Genomic DNA, 19,294 nt, shown 5'->3' with positions numbered 1-19,294 from the left:
GCTATCCGAAGACGGGCAGCGCGCGTTTGCGGGCCAGCGCATCCATGCCCTGCTGGATGCTGTCCTCCACCTCGTGGTACTTGGCGTCGATGTAGTCGTCGTCCTCGGCGCGGGCGGGATCGGGGTCGATTTCGACCGCGGGCATGAACCGGGTCCGGATCTTGGCAGGCAGCGGCAGCTGCGGCAGCGCGGCCGGCGCGATACCCCACGGCAGCGAGATGGCCAACGGAAATACCTTGAGCCGCAGCACCTTATCCAGCCGAAGGGCCCGTGACAGGCGATCGCCACGGATCAGCACCGGCATCGCGTCGGCGCCGCCCACGGTGGCGATCGGCACGATCGGCACTCCGGCGCGGATCGCCATCTTCACAAACCCCTTGCGTCCGGCCAGGGTGGCCCGATCGCGTTCTGCCCAGGGGCGCAGCGAATCCACTTCACCGCCGGGCCACAGCGCCACGTCGCGGCCCTCGGCCAGTGCCGTCGCGATCGCGTCGGGAGCCGCCGGTAACACACCCATCGCGCGGAAGTACCGGCCGATGCCGGGAATCGCCATCAGCGCGTCGTGGGCCGTGCCGTGCAACGGGCGGTCCGGACCGAACCGTCGCCACCACTGCAACCCGACGGTCCACGCGTCCCAGACGAATGGGGCGCCGGAGTGGATGCCGATCAACAACACCGGTGCCGGTCCGACGTTCTCCCAGCCGTCGATCTCCATTCGGAACCAGTAGTCGACCAGCGCGTTCCAGAAGAACTTCTGCCGGTGCATGGTGGCCTCGCTCTGCCCGTCGAGGTCCCATTGCCCGGCCCGCTCCGCCACCCAGCCACTGACGCCGCCGTCCAGCTTCTCGCGCTTTTCGGCCATGGCCTCCCGGGCCCGCTCGGCGTGCTGCTGCGCTTGGTCTTGGACTTCGGGGGGACGGTGGTCAATTTGAGTCATACCGACCGGGTACCCAGATCGCTCCTGTCAAACGCAAACCTCCCCGCGCCATGGCCGTGGCGCGGGGAGGCAGGCTAGCTGCGATTAGCTGCTGTGCACCGGCGAGTTGGGTGCCACCTCAGGCTCCTGGTCGGCGCCAGGAACCGCGTTGGTCTGACCCGGGGTCGTCTGGCCCGGCATGGTCTGACCCGGAGCCGTCTGGCCCGGCATGGTCTGACCCGGGGCCGTCTGACCCGGCATGGTCTGGCCCGGGGCCGTCTGGCCCGGCATGGTCTGACCCGGAGCGGTCTGACCCGGAATCGAGTTCGGCGCGGGGTTACCGGCCGCACTGCTCTCCCAGACCAACACGTCCTGTGCACCGTCGTTGTAGGCGACTCGGGTCGGAGGCGCACCGGTCACGTCGAAGTAGATCTTCCCGGTCGCGGTGCCACCCTGGGCGATCGGCGCGGGGCTGAGGCCCTGCGGGGCGGCCGGAGCGCTGATCACGCGGTAGCTCTGCTCACCGGCGCTGGCGTTGAAGTTGGACACCACCGGTGTCACGACGCCGGAGTTGGCCTTCACGTGCACGTCGGCCTGCCACAGCTGGCCGGCCGGGGTGTAACCCGGGATGGTGACATTGGCGGGCTGCAGGCCGCTGACCGTGTAGTCAGTCGACATTGCGCCGTCAACCAGCGTCTCCGGGGTTCCGAGCCCCTCGACAATGGTGGGAGCCGCCGAAGCCGATGCCGCCCCGAAGAGGCTGATCGCGGCAATCCCGGCAGCACCGAGGGCCGTCTTCGCAGTCGTTTTGGTGAACTTCACGCTGAATTCCTTTCCGTTGGTGTCGTTCTAAAGCAGTCGGCAGCATTGAAGCGAGCCAACCGCGCATTCATCGCTTACCCAACGGCCACAGCCTCAAACGACAGCCGAGTAGGCCAATTGCCTTGTGCAGGCTGCCTAGCTGCGCGAACACGGCGAAATTGATCTGCGCCACAATCTTATTCGCCGATCAACTCGCGCCACTTTCTCACCATTAGAAACAGTTCAGCGCCAGTACATTCCACCGTACGCCGCTGTCCCGCAAGCGGACACCGGCAGATGTTCCCAACGAATCGCCCAATAGGCCAGTCGGACAAGAACATCGACGGGCTTACCGTACTCCGCCCCCGCCGCGGCCCAATACCATTGCAGCGGTTCTCGATTGGACCGGGTGTCCACTCGTTGCCGACGGTGGGCGGTGAAAGGTTCTGCCAGCATTCGGAACTGGATTATCTCGTAGATGTTCCGCCCCACGGTCAGCGCGTTCAACACCTCGTTCGGCAACGTCCGGCCGCACTATATGTCAATATCCTTGATATGAGTCAGGGAGAACAGGCCCAGGACGCCCCGCTGGGCTATTTGCTGTACCGGGTGATGTCCGTATTGCGGCCCGGGGCGACCGCGGCGCTGGCACCGCTCGGCTTGACGCTGCCGGAGTTCGTCTGCCTGCGCATCCTGTCCCGGTCACCGGGCTCGTCCAGCGCGGAGCTGGCCCGGCGCGCCGCCGTCACGCCCCAGGCAATGAACACGGTGCTGCGCAGCCTGGAAGACATCGGCGCGGTGTCGCGGCCCGCGTCGGTGTCCTCCGGGCGCGCGCTGCCGGCCGCATTGACCAGCCAGGGCCGAGCCCTGCTCAAGCGCGCGGAGGCAGTCGTGCACGCCGCCGACGCACGGACTCTGGCCAAATTGACCGAGCCGCAGCAGCGCGAGTTCAAGCGGATGCTGGAAACACTCGGCTCCGACTGAGCTCTCAGCCGTCAATCCGGCGTCGCCACCGGATACGCGGGTACGCGGACCCCGGGACGGCTCAGGCCTGTCCGACCTCGAAACGCACGAACCGGGTCACCGTCACGCCGGCCTCGTCGAGCAGCGCCTTGACGGTCTTCTTGCTGTCGGACACCGACGGCTGCTCGAGCAGCACCGCGTCCTTGAAGAAGCCGTTGAGCCGGCCCTCGACGATCTTGGGCAGCGCCTGCTCCGGCTTGCCCTCGGCTTTGGCGGTCTCCTCGGCGATGCGGCGCTCGCTGGCCACCACGTCCTCGGGCACGTCGTCGCGGGACAGGTAGCGCGCCTTGAGCGCGGCGATCTGCAACGCCACCGCATGCGCGGCCTCTTTGGCCGAGGCGCCGTCGCCGGTGTACTCGACCAGCACGCCCACCGCCGGCGGCAGGTCGGCCGCCCGCTTGTGCAGGTAGGTCTCGACGGTCCCGTCGAAATTGGCGACGCGACGCAGTTCCAGCTTCTCGCCGATCTTGGCCGAGAGCGCGGCGATGGCCTCTTCGACCGTCTTGTCACCGGCGCTCGCGGCTTTGAGGGCCTCGATGTCGGTGGCCTTGGACGCCGCGGCAGCCGCGACGATCTGGTTCGCCAGCTCCTGGAACTCCGCGTTCTTCGCGACGAAGTCGGTCTCGGAGTTCAGCTCGACCAGGGCGCCGTCCTTGGCGGCGACCAGGCCCTCGGCCGTCGCCCGCTCGGCCCGCTTGCCGACGTCCTTGGCGCCCTTGATCCGCAGCGCCTCGACCGCCTTGTCGAAGTCGCCGTCCGAATCGGCCAGCGCGTTCTTGCAGTCGAGCATCCCTGCACCGGTCAGCTCCCGAAGTCGCTTGACGTCGGCAGCGGTGAAGTTCGCCAATGCTCAGCCTTTCCTAGGATGCTTCTGTGGTTGATTCGGCCGCGGCCGGACCGTCCGGCGGGGCGGCGCCGGCCAGTAGTTCCTGCTCCCACTCGGGCAGCGGCTCGGCCGTCTCGGCCTCCGGCTTGCCGTCGCCGCGACCCAGGCCGGCGCGGGCCTGCAGGCCCTCGGCCACCGCGGAGGCGATCACCTTGGTCAGCAGCGCGGCCGAGCGGATCGCGTCGTCGTTGCCCGGGATCGGGTAGTCGACCTCGTCGGGGTCGCAGTTGGTGTCCAGAATCGCGATGACCGGGATGCCCAGCTTGCGCGCCTCACCGACGGCGATGTGCTCCTTGTTGGTGTCGACGACCCACACCGCCGACGGCACCTTGGCCATGTCCCTGATCCCGCCCAGGGACCGCTCCAGTTTGTTCTTCTCGCGGGTCAGCCCGAGGATCTCTTTTTTGGTGCGGCCCTCGAAGCCACCGGTCTGCTCCATCGCCTCGAGCTCCTTGAGGCGCTGCAGCCGCTTGTGCACGGTGGAGAAGTTGGTGAGCATGCCGCCCAGCCAGCGCTGGTTCACGTACGGCATGCCGACGCGGGTCGCCTCGGCGGCGACGGACTCCTGCGCCTGCTTCTTGGTGCCGACGAACAGCACCGTGCCACCGTGGGCGACGGTCTCCTTGACGAACTCGTACGCCCGGTCGATGAAGGTCAGCGTCTGCTGCAGGTCGATGATGTAGATGCCATTGCGGTCGGTGAAGATGAACCGCTTCATCTTGGGATTCCAGCGACGGGTCTGATGCCCGAAGTGGGTGCCGCTGTCCAGCAGCTGCTTCATGGTCACAACAGCCATGACTGTGCCCAGCTTTCGTGTGTCGCGGCGGTGATCGGCTGGCACGACTAAGAAGCCGGCAGCGGGCCACCACCATTCGGTTGCCGCCCGGCGTCGGGTGAAGCCGGGCCCTGGCGTCTGCTGCGGTGCCGAACCCGCCCTGGGGCGGGACCGCTCGGCATGCTGATGCGGATCCCTGAACTACTGGGTCGCGGTGCAGACGCGCGAAGTCAGCCCGCTGATGCGAGCTGCGTGGAGCAGTTTACACGGAATCGGCGGGTGCTTTTCCCCTCGTCCACAGCCGTCGGCTGGTGACTGGCCGGACGTTCGCCGTAGCGGTGCACTGAGCAGGTGCGATGGGTGTTGCTGGTGCTGCTGCTGGGCTGGGTGCTGCTCAACGCGCCGCCGGCGGACGCCGCCGGCGGTCGGCTGGGCTGGCCGCTACGGCCGGCACCGGCGGTGCTGCGTGGCTTCGACCCGCCGTCGCAACGCTGGCTGGCCGGGCACCGCGGAGTCGATCTGGCCGGGCATCCGGGACAGCCGGTCTATGCCGCCGGCGACGCGACGGTGGTGTTCGCCGGGCTGCTGGCGGGCCGGCCGGTGGTGTCGCTGGCCCATCCGGGCGGGCTGCACACCAGCTACGAGCCGGTGCGCGCGGTCGTGCGGGCCGGTCAGTTCGTAACGGCAGGGGCGACGCTGGGTGCGCTGCAGGCAGGGCACGCCGGCTGCCCGGCCGCGGCCTGCCTGCACTGGGGCGCGATGTGGGGTCCGGCGGCGCGCGCCGACTACGTCGACCCGTTGGGCCTGCTGGAGTCGACGCCGGTGCGGCTCAAGCCACTCGCACCACACCCCGCGCAGTCGCGAGCGGGCCCGGGATGCGGTGTCACCGTCCAGCGCGGTCCCGCGGCAGCCGCGGCCCGGCGTCACGCGCGCGGATGGGCCTGGTCGTGCACCGCCCGCAGCCGGGAGACTGCCACGTGGGTGTAGAGCTGGGTGGTGGCCAGGCTCGAATGGCCGAGCAGTTCCTGGACCACCCGCAGGTCGGCGCCGCCCTCGAGCAGGTGGGTGGCGGCGCTGTGGCGCAGCCCGTGCGGTCCCATGTCGGGCGCGCCGTCGACCGCGGCGACGGTCTGATGCACCACCGTGCGAGCCTGCCGCACGTCCAGGCGCCGGCCGCGCGCCCCCAGCAACAGCGCCGGCCCGGACTCGGCGGTGATCAGCGCCGGGCGGCCGTCGGACAGCCAGGCGCGCAGCGCCTCGGCGGCCGGCTGCCCGAACGGCGCACTGCGCTGCTTGTTGCCTTTGCCCAGCACCCGCACCAGCCGATGTGTGGTGTCGACGTCGTCGACGTCCAGGCCGCACAGTTCGCTGACCCGGATGCCGGTGGCGTACAGCAGCTCCACGATCAGCCGGTCCCGCAGCGCCAGCGGATCGCCCTGCTCGGCGCCGGATTTCGCGGCCGTCATGGCGGCCAGCGCCTGGTCCTGGCGCAGCACCGCCGGCAGTGTCCGGTGGGCTTTGGGTACCTGCAGCCGCGCGGCCGGGTCGGTGGACAGCAAACCCCGCCGGACCGCCCACGCGGTGAACGCCTTGATCGACGAGGTGCGCCGGGCCAGCGTGGTGCGGGCGGCGCCGGCGCCGGCCGCGCCGGCCAGCCAGGCCCGCAGTACCGGCAGGCTCAGCGCCTGCAGGTCGGCGCCGCGGTCGGCCAGAAAATCCAGCAGCGAGCGCACGTCGCCCAGATACGCCCGGCGGGTGTGCGCCGAGCGGCCGCACTGCAGGTGCAGGTACTCGTCGAACTCCTCGAGGATCACCTCAGCGGTCACCGGCACTCCCCCACGCTGGCAGATCGCGCGGCGCTGGTTCAGGTGACGCGCCGCAGTGTGTCCGGGGTGAGATCTTTGCGCGCCGGATAGCCGTCGACTGCCATGATCAGGTCGGCCTCGGCCAGCAGCATGCGCAGCACGTGCACGACGCCGCCCACGCCGCCCAGCGCCAGGCCGTAGGCATAGGGGCGGCCGACACCGACCGCGGTCGCGCCCAGGGCCAGCGCCTTGACCACGTCGGCGCCGCTGCGGATGCCGGAGTCGAACAGCACCGGCAGCCCGTCGGCCGCCTCCACCACCCCCGGCAGACAGTCCAGGGCGGGCAGGCCGCCGTTGGCCTGCCGCCCGCCGTGGGTGGAGCAGTAGATGCCGTCGACGCCGCCGTCTCTGGCGCGCCGGGCGTCGTCGGGGTGGCAGATGCCCTTGATGAGCAGCGGCAGATCGGTCAGCGAGCGCAGCCAGGGCAGGTCGGCCCAGGTCAACGGGGCACCGAACAGCTGCACCCAGCGCAGCACGGCGGCCTGCGGGTCTTCTTCAGGCGGTTTGGCAAGGCCTGCCCGGAAGACCGGGTCGCTGGTGTAGTTGCTCAGGCAGTGGCCGCGCAGCTGCGGGAAGTTGGCGGTGCTCAGGTCACGAGGGCGCCAGCCGGGGATCCAGGTGTCCAGGGTGACGACGATCGCTTTGTAGCCGGCCGCTTCGGCGCGCCCCACCAGGCTGGCCGCCAGGTCGCGGTCCTTGGGTGTGTAGAGCTGGAAGAACCCGGGGGTGTCCCCGAATTGCGCGGCGACGTCCTCCAGCGGATCGGCGGTCAGCGTGGAGACCATCATCGGGACACCGGTACGTGCCGCCGCGCGGGCGGTGGCCAGGTCGCCGTGTCCGTCCTGGGCGCACAGCCCGATCACCCCGATCGGGGCCATGAACAGCGGCGAGGGCAGCTTCAGCCCGAACAGCTCCACCGACAGGTCGCGGTCGGCGGCGCCGACGAACATGCGCGGCATCAGGCCCCAGCGGTCGAAGGCATCGCGGTTGGCCCGCTGGGTGCGTTCGTCACCGGCGCCGCCGACGACGTAAGACCACACCGAGGGCGGCATCGCCGTCGCGGCCCGCGCCTCCAGCTCCGCGTAGGCCATCGGCAGCTCCGGCGTCACCCCGGATAGGCCCTGCAGGTAGATCTCGAATTGGTAATCCGCGAATGCCATGCGTTCAGAATGGCATTCAGAACGGCGTCGCCGATCTCAGCCCGGCACTACCGGGACCCGGCCTCCTGGTCGGCGAGTTCCTTCTTCCACTGCCGGAACGACTCTTCGGTGCGGCCGCGGCGCCAGTAACCCGAGATCGACGACGCCCACTGGGCGGGGACGCCGCGCTCCTTGCGGATGTAGGGCCGCAGGTTGTGCATGACGGCCTGGGCCTCGCCGTGGATGAACACCTGCACCTGGCCGGGTAGCCAGAATGCGGTGGTGACCGCCTCGATCAGCGGCGCGTGATCACCGGCCCGGTCTTCGGGCACCAGGTCGGCACGGCCACCCCGGTACACCCAGTTCACCTCGACCGACTCCGGGGCGCGCAGCGGTATCTCGTCCTCGGGTCCGGCGACCTCGATGAACACCTTGCCGACCGCGGTGTCGGGCAGTGCCTCGAGGGCCGCTGCGATGGCCGGGATCGCCGACTCGTCGCCGGCCAGCAGGTGCCAGTCGGCGGCCGGGTCGGGGGTGTAGGCGCCGCCGGGTCCCATCAGGTAGACCGGTTGGCCCGGTTGGGCCGACGCGGCCCACGGGCCGGCCACGCCGTGCTCGCCATGGATGGCGATATCCAGGGTGATCTGCCCGGCCTGCTCGTCGACGCGGCGAACGGTCAGGGTGCGCACCGCGGGCCGCTGCTCGGGCGGCAGTTCGGCGAAGCTGTCCAGCGTCAGCGGCTCCGGCAGCGCCGCGACGTCGATGCCGTCGGCGACGAACACCAACTTGACGTAGGAGTCGGTGAACTTGCTGGGGACGAAGGTGTCGAAGTTGTCGCTACCCAGCACCACCCTGATCATGTGCGGCGTGAGCTGCTCGGTACCGACCACCTTGAACGCCTGCAGAGGCCGACCTGCCACTGAATCCTCCTGTCAGAACCCCGATCCCACTCGACTATACGAGCCGTGGTCGTTCACTACGGCGTCGAGCGATGCGCCAGCACCCGTCCTCACACTCCACCAGCCCGCCTACTTCCAACAACGCCAGCGGCCCCAGCACCTGCTCGGGCGCCAGCCCGGACGCGACGGCGATCTCGTCGACGGTGGCGGCGCCGCGACCCGGCAACGCGTCATGTACCCGCCGCTCGGCGTCGCCGAGCCCGTCCAGCGCGGTAGCGGGTCGCAGCTCGTCCTCGGCCAGTTCGCCGATGTGCCCGACGAGTTCGACGACGTCGTCGGCACGCGTGACCAATTCGGCGCCGTCGCGCAGCAGCACGTGACACCCCGCCGACGCCGACGAGGTCACCGGTCCGGGCACCGCGGCCACCACCCGGCCCAGTGCCCGCGCCCAGGCCGCGGTGTTGGCGGCGCCGCTGCGCAGGCCCGCCTCGACCACCACCACCGCGCCGGCCACCGCGGCCACCAGCCGGTTGCGGGTCAGAAACCGGTGCCGGGCCGGCCGCACCCCCGGCGGATATTCGGTGACCAAAAGGCCGGTCCGGCCGATTCGGTGCAGCAACGAGGAATGCCCGGCCGGGTAGGGGACGTCGATTCCGCCGGCCAGCACCGCCATGGTGGTCCCGTCCGCCGCCAGCGTCGCCCGATGTGCCGCGCCGTCGATGCCGAAGGCCCCGCCGGAGACCACCGCGACGTCACGTTCGGCCAGCCCCGCCGCCAGGTCCGCCGCGACGTGCTCGCCGTAGCTGGTGGCGGCCCGGGTGCCGACGATGGCAGCCGACCGGTAGGACACCTCGTCCAGCCTGGCCGGGCCCAGCGCCCACAACACCGGCGGCGGCCCGCCGCGCGGGCGCACCGCGGTGTTGCCGAAAGCGGCGAAGGCCAGCACCGGCCACTCCGCGTCGTCGGGGGTGATCAATCTCCCGCCACGGCTGTCCAGGAGCCGCAGATCGGCCTCGGCCTGCTCGATGCGGCGGCGCGCCTCGGTGTGGCGGGCCAGATCGTCGTCGACCGCACCGCCCCGGATGCGGTCGGCGGCCTCCTGCGGCCCCACCGCGTCCACCAGCGCGGCCAGTTCCGCGCAGGGCGGCTCGGCTACCCGCGACAGGTAGGCCCACGCCAGTCGCCGGTCGGCGGCGCTCATCGTGCCGCTCCCGACTGCCGAAAGCTCAGTGCCGCAGCGACTTCCGCGACCCCTGGGGAGGTGCGGCCGGCCAGGTCGCTCACCGTCCAGGCGACCCGCAGCGTGCGATCGAGCCCGCGGATGCTGAGGATGCCGCGCTCCACGGCTTTGCGCAGCGGTTCCATCGCGGCGGCGCCGAGGCGGAACCTGCGCCGCAACAGGGCGCCGCTGACTTCGCCGTTGGTGCTGAAGCCGTACGGTCCCCAGCGTTGGGCCGCGGCCTGCCGGGCCTGGGCCACCCGGTGGCGCACCTGCGCGGTGGACTCGCCGTCCGCCACCGCGAACGCACCGGCCCGCACCACGTGCATCTGCACCCGTAGGTCGACCCGGTCCAGCAGCGGACCCGACAGCTTGCTCAGGTAGCGCCGCCGCACCGCGGCGGGACACGCACAATCCTGCGGGTCGGCCGGGGCACACGGACACAGGTTCGCCGCCATCACCAGCTGGAACCGGGCCGGGTAACACGCCACCCCGTCGCGGCGGGCCAGGCGGATCTCGCCGTCCTCCAGGGTGGTGCGCAGCGCATCCAGCGTGTGCCCGCCGATTTCGGCGCATTCGTCGAGGAACAGCACCCCGCGGTGGGCCCGGCTGACCGCGCCGGGGCGGGCGATACCCGTCCCGCCGCCGATCAGTGCGGCCACGCTGGAGCTGTGGTGCGGCGCCACGAACGGCGGGCGGGTGATCAGCGGCGTGTCTGCGGACAGCAGACCCGCCACCGAATGGACCGCGGTGACCTCCAGCGCCTCGCTGTGCGTCAGCGGCGGCAGCAACCCCGGAAGACGTTGCGCCAGCATGGTTTTGCCGACCCCAGGCGGCCCGGTCAGCAACAGGTGGTGTGCCCCGGCCGCGGCGACCTCGACGGCGTAGCGGGCCTGCGACTGCCCGACGATGTCGGCCATGTCCACCACCGGCTCGGCCACGGCGTCCGCGGTAGGGCCCGGCTCGTCCAGCCGGACGGAGCCGTCCAGCCAGTTCCGCAGCTGCCCCAGGGTGCGCACACCGGCGACGTCGATGCCGTCGACCAGACCGGCCTCGGCGAGGTTGGCGGTCGGGACGACGACCAGGGGCCACCCCTCACGCTTGGCCGCCAGCACCGCGGGCAGCACCCCGCGCACCGGCCGCACCCGCCCGTCCAGGGACAACTCCCCCAACAGGACGGTCTTTTCCAACCGGTGCCAGGGCTTCTTGCGCTGCGCCGAGAGCACCGCGGCCGCCAGCGCGATGTCGTAGACCGACCCGACCTTCGGCAGCGTGGCCGGAGACAGCGCCAGGGTCAGCCGCGACATCGGCCAGCTGTCGCCGCTGTTGGTGACGGCGGCGCGGACCCGGTCGCGCGACTCCTGCAGCGCCGCGTCGGGCAGACCCACCAGATGCACTCCGGGCAGCCCCGAGGTGATGTCCGCTTCGATCTCCACGAGGTGCCCGTCGAGTCCCTGGATGGCCACCGAGAACGCACGCCCGAGCGCCATCAGCCGACGCTCTTGAGGTGGGTGAGTTCGGGGACCGGGCGCCGCCCGATCCGCACCCCGATCACGTCGATGCGCAGTGCCGCCCAGCTTTCGTCCTGACCGGCCAGCCACAGCCCGGCCAGCCGGCGCAGCCGACGCACCTTCGCCTCGGTAACGGCCTGCTCCACGCCGCCGAAGCCGTCGCCGGTGCGTGTCTTGACCTCCACGAAAATCGCAGTGCGACTTGATGTGTCGCAGGCGATCACATCGAGTTCACCGTAGCGGCAGCGCCAGTTGCGGTGCAGGATCGCCAAGCCGAGCGAGCTCAGATGGTCAACAGCCAGTTGTTCGCCCAGCGCCCCCAGCTGGGCCCGCGTCAACGTCGTCATGCAGCCAAGCTGCCAGCCCGCCCCGACACCGGCGGCGCGGCTGCGCCCCGAATGGCCTGGCCGGCGGTTGGTTATCCCCAGTCAATGCTTCATCCACAGGCCCGCGGCGGGTCAGCGCGTGACCCGGTCCACGCGGGCGTAGACGTTCATCGAGTCCTCGCGCAGGAACCCCACCAGGGTGATCCCCGACTCCTCGGCCAGCGACACGGCCAGCGACGACGGCGCCGACACGGCGGCCAGCACCGGGATCCCGGCCATCAACGCCTTCTGGGTCAGCTCGAACGAGGCCCGACCGCTGACCAGCAGCACCGAGCCGGTCAGCGGAACCTGCTCGTGTTCCAGCGCCCAGCCGATCACCTTGTCGACCGCGTTGTGCCGACCGATGTCCTCGCGCACGGCCAGCATGGTCCCGTCCGCTCCGAACAACCCGGCCGCGTGCAACCCGCCGGTAGCCGCGAAAACCTTTTGCGCGCTCCGCATTTGGTCCGGCAGCGCTTGCAGGACGGCGACGCCCACGGTGACCGGGTCGTCGCCGGGCGCGTAGAGACTGAGCAGCCGGACCGCGTCCAGCGACGCCTTGCCGCAGACCCCGCACGACGACGTGGTGTAGAAGTTGCGGGTCACATCCAGACTCGGCGGCGCGACGCCGGGCGCCAACGTCACGTCGAGCACGTTGTAGTTGTTGACCCCGTCGGTGTCGCGGCCCTCGCAGTAGCGAATGGTCTGCACGTCGGCCCGCCGGACGATGACCCCCTCGGTGAGCAGAAACCCTTGCGCCAGTTCGATATCCGAGCCCGGCGTTCGCATGGTCACCATGACCGGCGCACCGTTGACCCGGATTTCCAGCGGCTCCTCGACGGCCAGGGCCTCGGGCCGGTCGCCGGCGTGGTCGGCGGCCAGATGCCGGACCCGGCGGCGCGCCGTTACGTGCCCCACAGGAGCCGTTCGGCTGGCGCGGTTATCACGGCCGTCAGATTACCGGGCGTGGCGGCACACCCCCGGCCGCCAGCGCCGCCAGGGTCTCCGCGGAGGTGTATGTCGGACGCCAGCCCAGGTGCCGCTTGGCCCGGGTGGTGTCCACCACCACCGAAGTCCGGGTGACGTGCAGCCAGTGCAGCAGGGACGGCACGTACGGCAGATGCGCGATGGCCGAGGCAGCCGTGGCGGCGGCCGCGGGCATCCTGACCGGCCGCCCGCCCAGCGCCACCGCGACGTCGCTGACCGTCACCACCCCGTTGCCGGCGATGTTGTAAGCCCCGGGCGGTGCGGGACTGACCGCGGCCAGCGCAATGGCCGAGGCGACATCGTCGTGATGCACCAGTTGCAGCGGAAGTCCCGAATCGCACACCACCGGCTTGAGCGCAGGCACCAGCCGCGACACCGCGCGCAGCGGGGCGGGCAGCTGGTTCCAGGGCATCGCCGCGGCCAGCGCCGGAGCGGCCGGACCGGCGACGATACACGGGCGCAGCACGAACACCTGCAGCCCGGACCCGGCAGTCACCTCGGCGAGCACCGCCTCCGACAACGACTTCTGCGTCGAATAATGGTGGCCGCCGGAACCGCGCGCCGGCACGTCCTCGGTCAGCAGCGCGGGGTTGCCCGCGCGGTAGCCGTAGGCATCGGCCGAAGAGACGTAGACCAGCCGACGCGCACGCTCCGAGGATGCCGCCGCGGCGACCGCGGCCTCAAAGACGTTGCGGGTCCCCTGCAGGTTGGCCCGTTCGCTGTCCTCGGGCGAATCGGCATGGGTAAAGGCCAGGTGGATCACCACGTCGGCGTGAGCCACCAAACCCTCGACCGTGCCGCGGTCCAGGATGTCGCCGCGCCGATACACCGTTTTGGCCCAACCCTGTCGCAGCGGATCGAACGGCCGCCGGGCCATCCCGAGAATCCGCTCGACGGCCGGTTCGCGTTCCAGGGCGGTGACGGCCGAGATCCCGATCTCGCCCGTCGGCCCGGTGACCGCGACAGTTAGCCCCACCCCCGGTCAGCTTCCCGACGCCGGCGACTACCAAACGCTTCGACGAGATAAGTCACCAAATGTGTGCGAGACGCCACAGTTGGCTATTACTACCGCGGCCATTTGCGGGTCTGATTTCGGGCAGAGGGGTAAGTACATGAAGTTGATCGCGCCTGCCGACTCGATGTTTCTGCTAGGTGAATCCCGTGAGCACCCGATGCACGTGGGCAGCTTGCAACTGTTCCAGCCACCCGAGGGCGCCGACGAGGACTTCGTGACCGAGGCGTACGAGTCGATGCTCAGCCGTACCGACATCCAGCCGACGTTCCGCAAGCACCCGGCGTTCGTGGGTCCGGTGACCAACCTCGCCTGGGCGATCGACCGTGACGTCGAACTGGATTATCACTTCCGCCGGTCGGCGCTGCCACGCCCGGGCCGGGTGCGTGAGCTGCTCGAAGTCTGCTCACGCTGGCATGGCAGCCTCCTTGACCGGCACCGCCCGCTGTGGGAAGCGCACCTGGTGGAGGGCCTCAGCGACGGGCGCTACGCGGTCTACACCAAGTTTCACCACTCGCTGATGGATGGTGTCTCCGCGATGCGCCTGATGCAGCGCGCGTTCACCGCCGACCCGAACGACGACGAAATCCGGGTGCCGTGGGAGCTCAAACCGCGGCACAAGCCGGACCGGGATGGCGACTCCTCGGCGCTGCGGTCGCTGACCAGCGCGCTCGGGTCGGCGGCGGGCTTGGCTCCGTCGACGTTGTCCTTGGCACGCGCGGCGCTGCTCGAACAACAGCTCACCTTCCCGTTCCGGGCGCCCAAGTCCATGTTCAATGTCCGGATCGGCGGGGCCAGGCGCATAGCGGCGCAGTCGTGGCCGCTGGAACGCATCTTCGAGGTGAAGAAGGCCGCGGACGTCAGCTTCAACGACGTCGTGCTGGCGATGTCCGCGGGCGCATTGCGCACCTACCTGATTGAGCAGAACGCGCTGCCGGACGCGCCGCTGATCGCGATGGTTCCGGTGAGTCTGCGCAAAGAGGGCACCGAAGGCAGCGGCAACTCGGTGGGGACCGTGTTGTGCAACCTCAACACCGACGTCGAGGACGCGGGCCAGCGTCTTCGCGGGATCAACTCGTCGATGACCGAACAGAAGCAGTTGTTCAACCAACTCCCGCAGGTTCAGCAGCTGGCGTTGTCCGCTTTCCTGACCGGCGGGCTGTTCCTGGGGCTGATCCCGGGATTCATCCGCACCGCGCCGCCACCGTTCAACATCGTGATCTCCAACGTGCCGGGATCCAAAGAGAAAATGTATTGGCGGGGCGCGCAGATGGTCGGCAACTACCCGTTGTCGATCACCCTGGACGGGCAGGCGATGAACATCACGGTGACCAACAACGCCGATAATCTCGATTTCGGCTTGGTCGGGGCCCGGGGAAGCGTGCCCCACCTGCAACGCATGCTCAGCCATCTGGACACGTCGCTGAAAGATCTCGAACGCGCCGTCGGTGTGTGACCGCGATGACGGCCGGACTAAGGTACGGCCAGAACGCAGCGCCGAAGGGAGGCAACGACGTGGCCAACGAACCCGAGAACCCGTCTCCGGGCCCACTCACCGCCGATCCGGCGACGGTGTTCGCCGCCCTGGCCGAGATCATCTACCAGGGCTCGGACGCCAACCAGATGTACGCCGCGATCTGTGTGGCCGCGACCCTGGTGGTCCCGGGGTGTGATCACGCCAGCCTGATGATCAAACGCGGTGACCGGTATGTCACCGTGGGTGCCAGCAGTAGCCTGGCCCACCGCGTCGACGAGCTGGAACGTCGCGCCGGCGACGGCCCGTGCATCGACGCAATCGAGGAAGAGACGCCCCAGATCGAATCCGACCTGCGCACCCCGACGCAGTGGCCGAAGTTCGCCGCCAAGCTGCTCGCCGACACCCCGGTGCGCGGGGCGATGGGGTTCCGGCTGCTGATCGACAAACGCAAGGGCGCCGCGCTGAACCTGTTCAGCGAGCAACCCAACGTGTTCGACTCCGAATCCGCAGGGCGGGCGGCGGTGCTGGCGTCCTTCGCCAGCGTGGCCATCAACGCGATCGCGCACGGCGAGGACGCATCCAGCCTGCGGCGGGGGCTGTTGAGCAACCGCGAGATCGGCAAAGCGGTCGGCATGCTGATGATGCTGCACGAGATGACCGAGGACGAGGCGTTCGATCTGCTGCGGCGCCACTCGCAGAGCCTCAACATCAAGCTCGCCGACGTGGCCCGCCGCGTCATCGACACCAGGGGCGTGCTGGAAACCTCCGAGGAGAGTTCCTAGCCGACGCGGCGGCTACTCGGGCAGCCGCAGTTCGGGCTTCTCCACTTCCTCGATGTTGACGTCCTTGAACGTCACCACCCGCACCTGCTTGACGAACCGGGCCGGACGGTACATGTCCCACACCCAGGCATCGGCCAGGCGCAGCTCGAAGTACACCTCGCCGTCGGCGTTGCGGGGCACCATCTCGACGCTGTTGGCCAGGTAGAACCGGCGCTCGGTTTCCACGACGTAGCTGAACTGACCGACGATGTCTTTGTATTCGCGGTACAGCGAGAGCTCCATCTCGGTTTCGTACTTCTCGAGATCCTCAGCGCTCATCTGCTCAGACGTCCTTCATCCTCGAACCTTTGCCCCATCTTTCCGCACTCGTAATCGACGCGCGCGCCCGGACCTCCGGACCCGACCAGCGTCCCGTTCGCCAGCCTCCGCACGTTGATGAACGAGTAGCGGTGCTGCGGGCACGGACCCAACTCGGCCAGGGCGCGGCTGTGTGCGGGCGTGCTGTATCCCTTGTGCTCGGCGAAGCCGTAGCCGGGATGCTCGGCGTCCATGGCGACCATCAACCGGTCCCGGCTGACCTTGGCCAGCACACTGGCCGCGGCGATACAGGCCGCCGCGGCGTCGCCACTGATCACCGGCAGGGACGGGACCGCCAGGCCGGGCACCCGGAATCCGTCGCTCAGCACATATCCGGGCCGCACCGACAGGCCGGCCACCGCGCGCCGCATGCCCTCGATGTTGGCCACGTGCACGCCACGGCGATCCACCTCGGTCGAGGAGATGAACACCACGTGGTAGGCCAGCGCGTAGCGACGGATCACCGGGAACAACTGTTCCCGCACCTTCTCCGTCAACTTCTTCGAATCATCAAGGGCGGCAAGGCTTTCCAACCGGCCCGGGCCGAGCACGCAGGCCGCCACCACCAGTGGCCCGGCGCACGCGCCGCGGCCCACCTCGTCCACCCCGGCCACCGGGCCCAGGCCGTTGCGGTACAGGGCGGACTCCAGCGTGCGCAGACCGGCGGACTTGCGGATCACCGTGCGCGGCGGCCAGGACCGGTTCGCAGCCCGGTTCATATCGAGGCCACGATCACTGACCCTGCTGGGGGTTCACCGAACCCACACCACCCCATCGCGACGGCGGCCACACGATGAACCGGGCCTTGCCGATGACGTTGGCGACCGGCACCGTCCCGGCCGTCGAGTCCCCCGTGCAGCGCATCGGGCAGTGCGCGCGGGAGTCCGCCGAGTGGGTCCGGTTGTCGCCCATCACCCACAGGCGTCCGGCCGGCACCGTGACGGGGCCGAACTCGTTGCCCAGGCAGGCCGGCGGGTAGGCGGTCTGGTCGACCTTGATGACGTTGGGGTCCAGGTAAGGCTCCTGCAACCGTTTGCCGTTGACCGTCAGCCCGGTGTCGGCCCGGCACTGCACGGTCTGTCCACCGACCGCAATAACGCGCTTGACCAGGTCGTTCTCGTCGGGAGGCACAAATCCCAGAAACGACAGCGCGTTCTGGATCCAGCGCACCACGGTGTTGTGCGAGCGGATCGACTTGTACCCGGTGTTCCACGACGGCGGCCCCTTGAACACGACGACGTCACCGGGCTCGGGTGAGCTGAACCGGTAGGTCAGTTTGTCGACCAGAATGCGGTCGCCCACACAGGTGGGGCAGCCGTGCAGGGTGCTCTCCATCGACTCCGACGGGATCAGGTAGGGGCGCGCGACGTACGTCAGCATGACGTAGTAGATCCCGATCGCGATGACGGCCAGCCAGGCCAGTTCCCGCGTCGCCGAGCGCTTCTTGGCCTGCTCCGGCTCCGGTTTGGGATCCTCGGCCGGTGTGTCAGCGTCGCGGGCCGCAGTCGGCTCCGACTGAGCAGCCTCCGCAGCAGAAACCTCCGCAGAAGAGTCTTCCGACGGAGAGTCTTCGGTGTCAGTCACGAGATCAGCGTAGCCAGCTCACGGGTTGCGTATGCGACACGGCCACGCGGGCCGCACGGCGCGCCCGCACCCGCTCCGGGATCAGCGCTTCTCCTTGATCTTGGCCTTCTTGCCACGGAGTTCACGCAGGTAGTAGAGCTTGGCGCGGCGCACATCGCCACGGGTCACCACCTCGATGTGGTCGATGTTCGGCGAGTGCACCGGGAAGGTCCGCTCGACGCCGACGCCGTAGCTCTCCTTGCGCACGGTGAACGTCTCGCGGACGCCACCACCGGACCGGCGGATCACCACACCCTTGAACACCTGGATGCGTTCCTTGGCGCCCTCGATAACCTTGACGTGCACGTTGATCGTGTCGCCCGGGTTGAAGGCGGGGATGTCGTCGCGCAGCGACGCCTGGTCGACGAAGTCCAGCCTGTTCATTGGAAAGACACTTCCTCAAGGTTCGCGGTCCGATAACCCCCGCACAGGACTGTGCGGCGGTCACCAAGCCGATGGGTACGGGCTCAAGAGTCGCATCTCGCAACAGGCGGCAGGCAGGAAGCCGGCCAACGACCGCTGGAGACAACCGCTCAATTGTGCCAGATGGTCCGCGTGCAGCGAAAATCACAGGAATCTGTGGTGGTTCACGCCCGCCCTAAACCGCCTGCAAGTGGTACATATGAACGGGGTTCGAACCGCCCCCGCACCCAACAGGCCGCGGCCTGCCCAGCGCCGAACCGGATGCCGGAAGGAGAGCCGATGCGAGCCCGACCGCTGACCATGCTCTCCGCGGTGGCCGCCGTGGCGATGGCGGTGGTCGCGGGTTGCGAGGCGACGGTGCACGCCAAGGCCACCAACCCCGCCGAGCAGCGGCCCGCCGAGCAGCAGCAACAGCCGCAGCCGCAGCTGGTCGAGTTGCTACTCCGGTCGATCACGCCGAACGGCGCCCCGATGCCCGTACCGACTCGGCAGGTCAGCAGCCTGGCCGGAGTGCAGGAGCGGGTCCAGCGGGCCACCGAGCAGGCCGCGGCGGCCGGCGCGACACTGGCGGTGGCCATCCTGGACCGCGCCACCCACCAACTGGTCTCCAACGGCAACAACCAGATCATCGCCACCGCATCGGTGGCGAAACTGTTCATCGCCGACGAACTGCTGCTGCGGGAGGCCGAGGGTCAGGCCGTGCTGTCCGCCGACGACCATCAGGCCCTCGACGTGATGCTGCAGTCGTCCGACGACGGCGCCGCCGAGCGATTCTGGGGTGAGGACGGCGGCGACGCGATCATCACGCGGGTCGCCGGCCGGTACGGGCTGACCTCGACCGCGCCCCCCAGCGACGGGCGGTGGTGGAACACCATCAGCTCAGCCGAAGACCTGATCCACTACTACGAGGGGCTGCTCGACGGATCGGGTGGTCTTCCCCGCGATCGTTCCCGCCTGATCGTCGACGACCTGGCGCAGTCCACCCCCACCGGGATCGACGGCTACCCGCAGCGGTTCGGCATCCCCGAGGGGCTCTACGCCGAACCCGTTGCGGTCAAACAGGGTTGGATGTGCTGCATCGGGGCTGACTGGATGCACCTGTCCACCGGCGTGATCGGCGCCGACCGCCGCTACATCATGGTCATCGAGTCGCTGCAGCCCTCCGACGACGCGACCGCGCGCGAGACCATCACCCAGGCCGTGCGGACCATCTTCCCCACCGGCCGCATCTGAG

General features: G+C 69.6%; 21 protein-coding genes. 5 read left to right on the top strand and 16 right to left on the bottom strand.

Features of this window, described 5'->3' with window-relative positions:
• Position 1 precedes the first annotated feature (1 nt).
• Both MKCMC460_RS10795 and MKCMC460_RS10790 read right to left on the bottom strand, forming a co-directional pair.
• Complete coding sequence (locus MKCMC460_RS10795; RefSeq protein WP_236976565.1) at positions 2 to 937, bottom strand: lysophospholipid acyltransferase family protein; 936 nt, start codon at positions 935 to 937, stop codon at positions 2 to 4.
• A gap of 84 nt (positions 938 to 1,021) precedes the next feature.
• A complete protein-coding gene (locus MKCMC460_RS10790) occupies positions 1,022 to 1,738 on the bottom strand; it encodes a DUF1942 domain-containing protein (protein ID WP_370653107.1) in 717 nt (238 codons plus the stop codon).
• Between the two features lie 534 nt (positions 1,739 to 2,272).
• Between MKCMC460_RS10790 and MKCMC460_RS10785 the strand changes: the two genes are divergently transcribed.
• Positions 2,273 to 2,701, top strand: coding sequence for a MarR family winged helix-turn-helix transcriptional regulator (locus MKCMC460_RS10785; RefSeq protein WP_236976566.1), 429 nt, complete (start codon positions 2,273 to 2,275; stop codon positions 2,699 to 2,701).
• A gap of 61 nt (positions 2,702 to 2,762) precedes the next feature.
• On the opposite strand, the gene tsf is transcribed toward MKCMC460_RS10785, so the two are convergent.
• Both tsf and rpsB read right to left on the bottom strand, forming a co-directional pair.
• Positions 2,763 to 3,587: a translation elongation factor Ts gene (gene tsf / locus MKCMC460_RS10780; protein WP_236976567.1), complete on the bottom strand. Its 825-nt coding sequence runs from the start codon at positions 3,585 to 3,587 to the stop codon at positions 2,763 to 2,765.
• Positions 3,588 to 3,600: 13 nt separating this feature from the next.
• Positions 3,601 to 4,422 carry a 30S ribosomal protein S2 gene (gene rpsB / locus MKCMC460_RS10775; RefSeq protein WP_236976568.1) on the bottom strand — a complete coding sequence of 274 codons (822 nt, stop codon included), beginning with the start codon at positions 4,420 to 4,422 and terminating at the stop codon, positions 3,601 to 3,603.
• Between the two features lie 330 nt (positions 4,423 to 4,752).
• Between rpsB and MKCMC460_RS10770 the strand changes: the two genes are divergently transcribed.
• On the top strand, positions 4,753 to 5,388 hold the full coding sequence (locus MKCMC460_RS10770; RefSeq protein WP_236976569.1) for a M23 family metallopeptidase: 636 nt from the start codon (positions 4,753 to 4,755) through the stop codon (positions 5,386 to 5,388).
• Here the strand turns inward: MKCMC460_RS10770 and MKCMC460_RS10765 are convergent.
• The 8 genes from MKCMC460_RS10765 to MKCMC460_RS10730 form a co-directional block, all read right to left on the bottom strand.
• The gene (locus tag MKCMC460_RS10765) at positions 5,325 to 6,227 is read right to left on the bottom strand and encodes a tyrosine recombinase XerC (RefSeq protein ID WP_370653106.1); all 903 of its coding nucleotides are present in this window, start codon (positions 6,225 to 6,227) and stop codon (positions 5,325 to 5,327) included. The genes MKCMC460_RS10770 and MKCMC460_RS10765 overlap by 64 nt on opposite strands.
• 38 nt (positions 6,228 to 6,265) lie before the next feature.
• Positions 6,266 to 7,426 (bottom strand): alpha-hydroxy-acid oxidizing protein, encoded by a 1,161-nt coding sequence (locus MKCMC460_RS10760; RefSeq protein WP_236976572.1) that lies wholly within the window; start codon positions 7,424 to 7,426, stop codon positions 6,266 to 6,268.
• Positions 7,427 to 7,473: 47 nt separating this feature from the next.
• Positions 7,474 to 8,325: a siderophore-interacting protein gene (locus tag MKCMC460_RS10755; RefSeq protein ID WP_236976574.1), complete on the bottom strand. Its 852-nt coding sequence runs from the start codon at positions 8,323 to 8,325 to the stop codon at positions 7,474 to 7,476.
• Between the two features lie 34 nt (positions 8,326 to 8,359).
• The gene (dprA, locus tag MKCMC460_RS10750) at positions 8,360 to 9,505 is read right to left on the bottom strand and encodes a DNA-processing protein DprA (RefSeq protein WP_236976576.1); all 1,146 of its coding nucleotides are present in this window, start codon (positions 9,503 to 9,505) and stop codon (positions 8,360 to 8,362) included.
• A complete protein-coding gene (locus tag MKCMC460_RS10745; protein ID WP_238305685.1) occupies positions 9,502 to 11,013 on the bottom strand; it encodes a YifB family Mg chelatase-like AAA ATPase in 1,512 nt (503 codons plus the stop codon). The genes dprA and MKCMC460_RS10745 overlap by 4 nt, the downstream gene beginning before the upstream one ends.
• The gene (locus tag MKCMC460_RS10740) at positions 11,013 to 11,381 is read right to left on the bottom strand and encodes a YraN family protein (protein WP_236976578.1); all 369 of its coding nucleotides are present in this window, start codon (positions 11,379 to 11,381) and stop codon (positions 11,013 to 11,015) included. Before MKCMC460_RS10740 ends, MKCMC460_RS10745 begins: the two co-directional genes overlap by 1 nt.
• 111 nt (positions 11,382 to 11,492) lie before the next feature.
• A complete protein-coding gene (fdhD, locus tag MKCMC460_RS10735) occupies positions 11,493 to 12,317 on the bottom strand; it encodes a formate dehydrogenase accessory sulfurtransferase FdhD (protein WP_236976580.1) in 825 nt (274 codons plus the stop codon).
• A 34-nt stretch (positions 12,318 to 12,351) separates the two neighbouring features.
• Positions 12,352 to 13,362 carry an NAD-dependent epimerase/dehydratase family protein gene (locus tag MKCMC460_RS10730; protein WP_236976582.1) on the bottom strand — a complete coding sequence of 337 codons (1,011 nt, stop codon included), beginning with the start codon at positions 13,360 to 13,362 and terminating at the stop codon, positions 12,352 to 12,354.
• A gap of 136 nt (positions 13,363 to 13,498) precedes the next feature.
• On the opposite strand from MKCMC460_RS10730, the gene MKCMC460_RS10725 reads away from it, so the two are divergent.
• Positions 13,499 to 14,854, top strand: coding sequence for a wax ester/triacylglycerol synthase family O-acyltransferase (locus MKCMC460_RS10725; protein ID WP_236976584.1), 1,356 nt, complete (start codon positions 13,499 to 13,501; stop codon positions 14,852 to 14,854).
• Positions 14,855 to 14,859: 5 nt separating this feature from the next.
• Entirely contained in the window at positions 14,860 to 15,657 is a 798-nt protein-coding gene (locus tag MKCMC460_RS10720; protein WP_370653105.1) for an ANTAR domain-containing protein, read from the top strand.
• Positions 15,658 to 15,669: 12 nt separating this feature from the next.
• On the opposite strand, the gene MKCMC460_RS10715 is transcribed toward MKCMC460_RS10720, so the two are convergent.
• From MKCMC460_RS10715 to rplS, 4 genes are all read right to left on the bottom strand, one after another.
• Positions 15,670 to 15,975 (bottom strand): DUF2469 domain-containing protein, encoded by a 306-nt coding sequence (locus MKCMC460_RS10715; protein ID WP_012393608.1) that lies wholly within the window; start codon positions 15,973 to 15,975, stop codon positions 15,670 to 15,672.
• Positions 15,972 to 16,733, bottom strand: coding sequence for a ribonuclease HII (locus MKCMC460_RS10710; RefSeq protein ID WP_236976588.1), 762 nt, complete (start codon positions 16,731 to 16,733; stop codon positions 15,972 to 15,974). The genes MKCMC460_RS10715 and MKCMC460_RS10710 overlap by 4 nt, the downstream gene beginning before the upstream one ends.
• 13 nt (positions 16,734 to 16,746) lie before the next feature.
• Positions 16,747 to 17,598 carry a signal peptidase I gene (gene lepB / locus MKCMC460_RS10705; RefSeq protein ID WP_238305684.1) on the bottom strand — a complete coding sequence of 284 codons (852 nt, stop codon included), beginning with the start codon at positions 17,596 to 17,598 and terminating at the stop codon, positions 16,747 to 16,749.
• Positions 17,599 to 17,679: 81 nt separating this feature from the next.
• Positions 17,680 to 18,021, bottom strand: a complete 342-nt coding sequence (gene rplS, locus MKCMC460_RS10700) for a 50S ribosomal protein L19 (protein ID WP_236976590.1) — start codon at positions 18,019 to 18,021, stop codon at positions 17,680 to 17,682.
• 318 nt (positions 18,022 to 18,339) lie between these two features.
• Here rplS and MKCMC460_RS10695 point away from each other — a divergent pair, with 318 nt between their 5' ends.
• Positions 18,340 to 19,293 (top strand): hypothetical protein, encoded by a 954-nt coding sequence (locus MKCMC460_RS10695; RefSeq protein ID WP_236976592.1) that lies wholly within the window; start codon positions 18,340 to 18,342, stop codon positions 19,291 to 19,293.
• The last annotated feature ends 1 nt before the right edge of the window (position 19,294 follow it).

The sequence above is a fragment of the Mycobacterium sp. 20KCMC460 genome (assembly GCF_022179425.1).
Classification (GTDB): Bacteria; Actinomycetota; Actinomycetes; order Mycobacteriales; family Mycobacteriaceae; genus Mycobacterium; species Mycobacterium kiyosense.
This window is presented reverse-complemented; position numbering and strand designations above follow the sequence as displayed.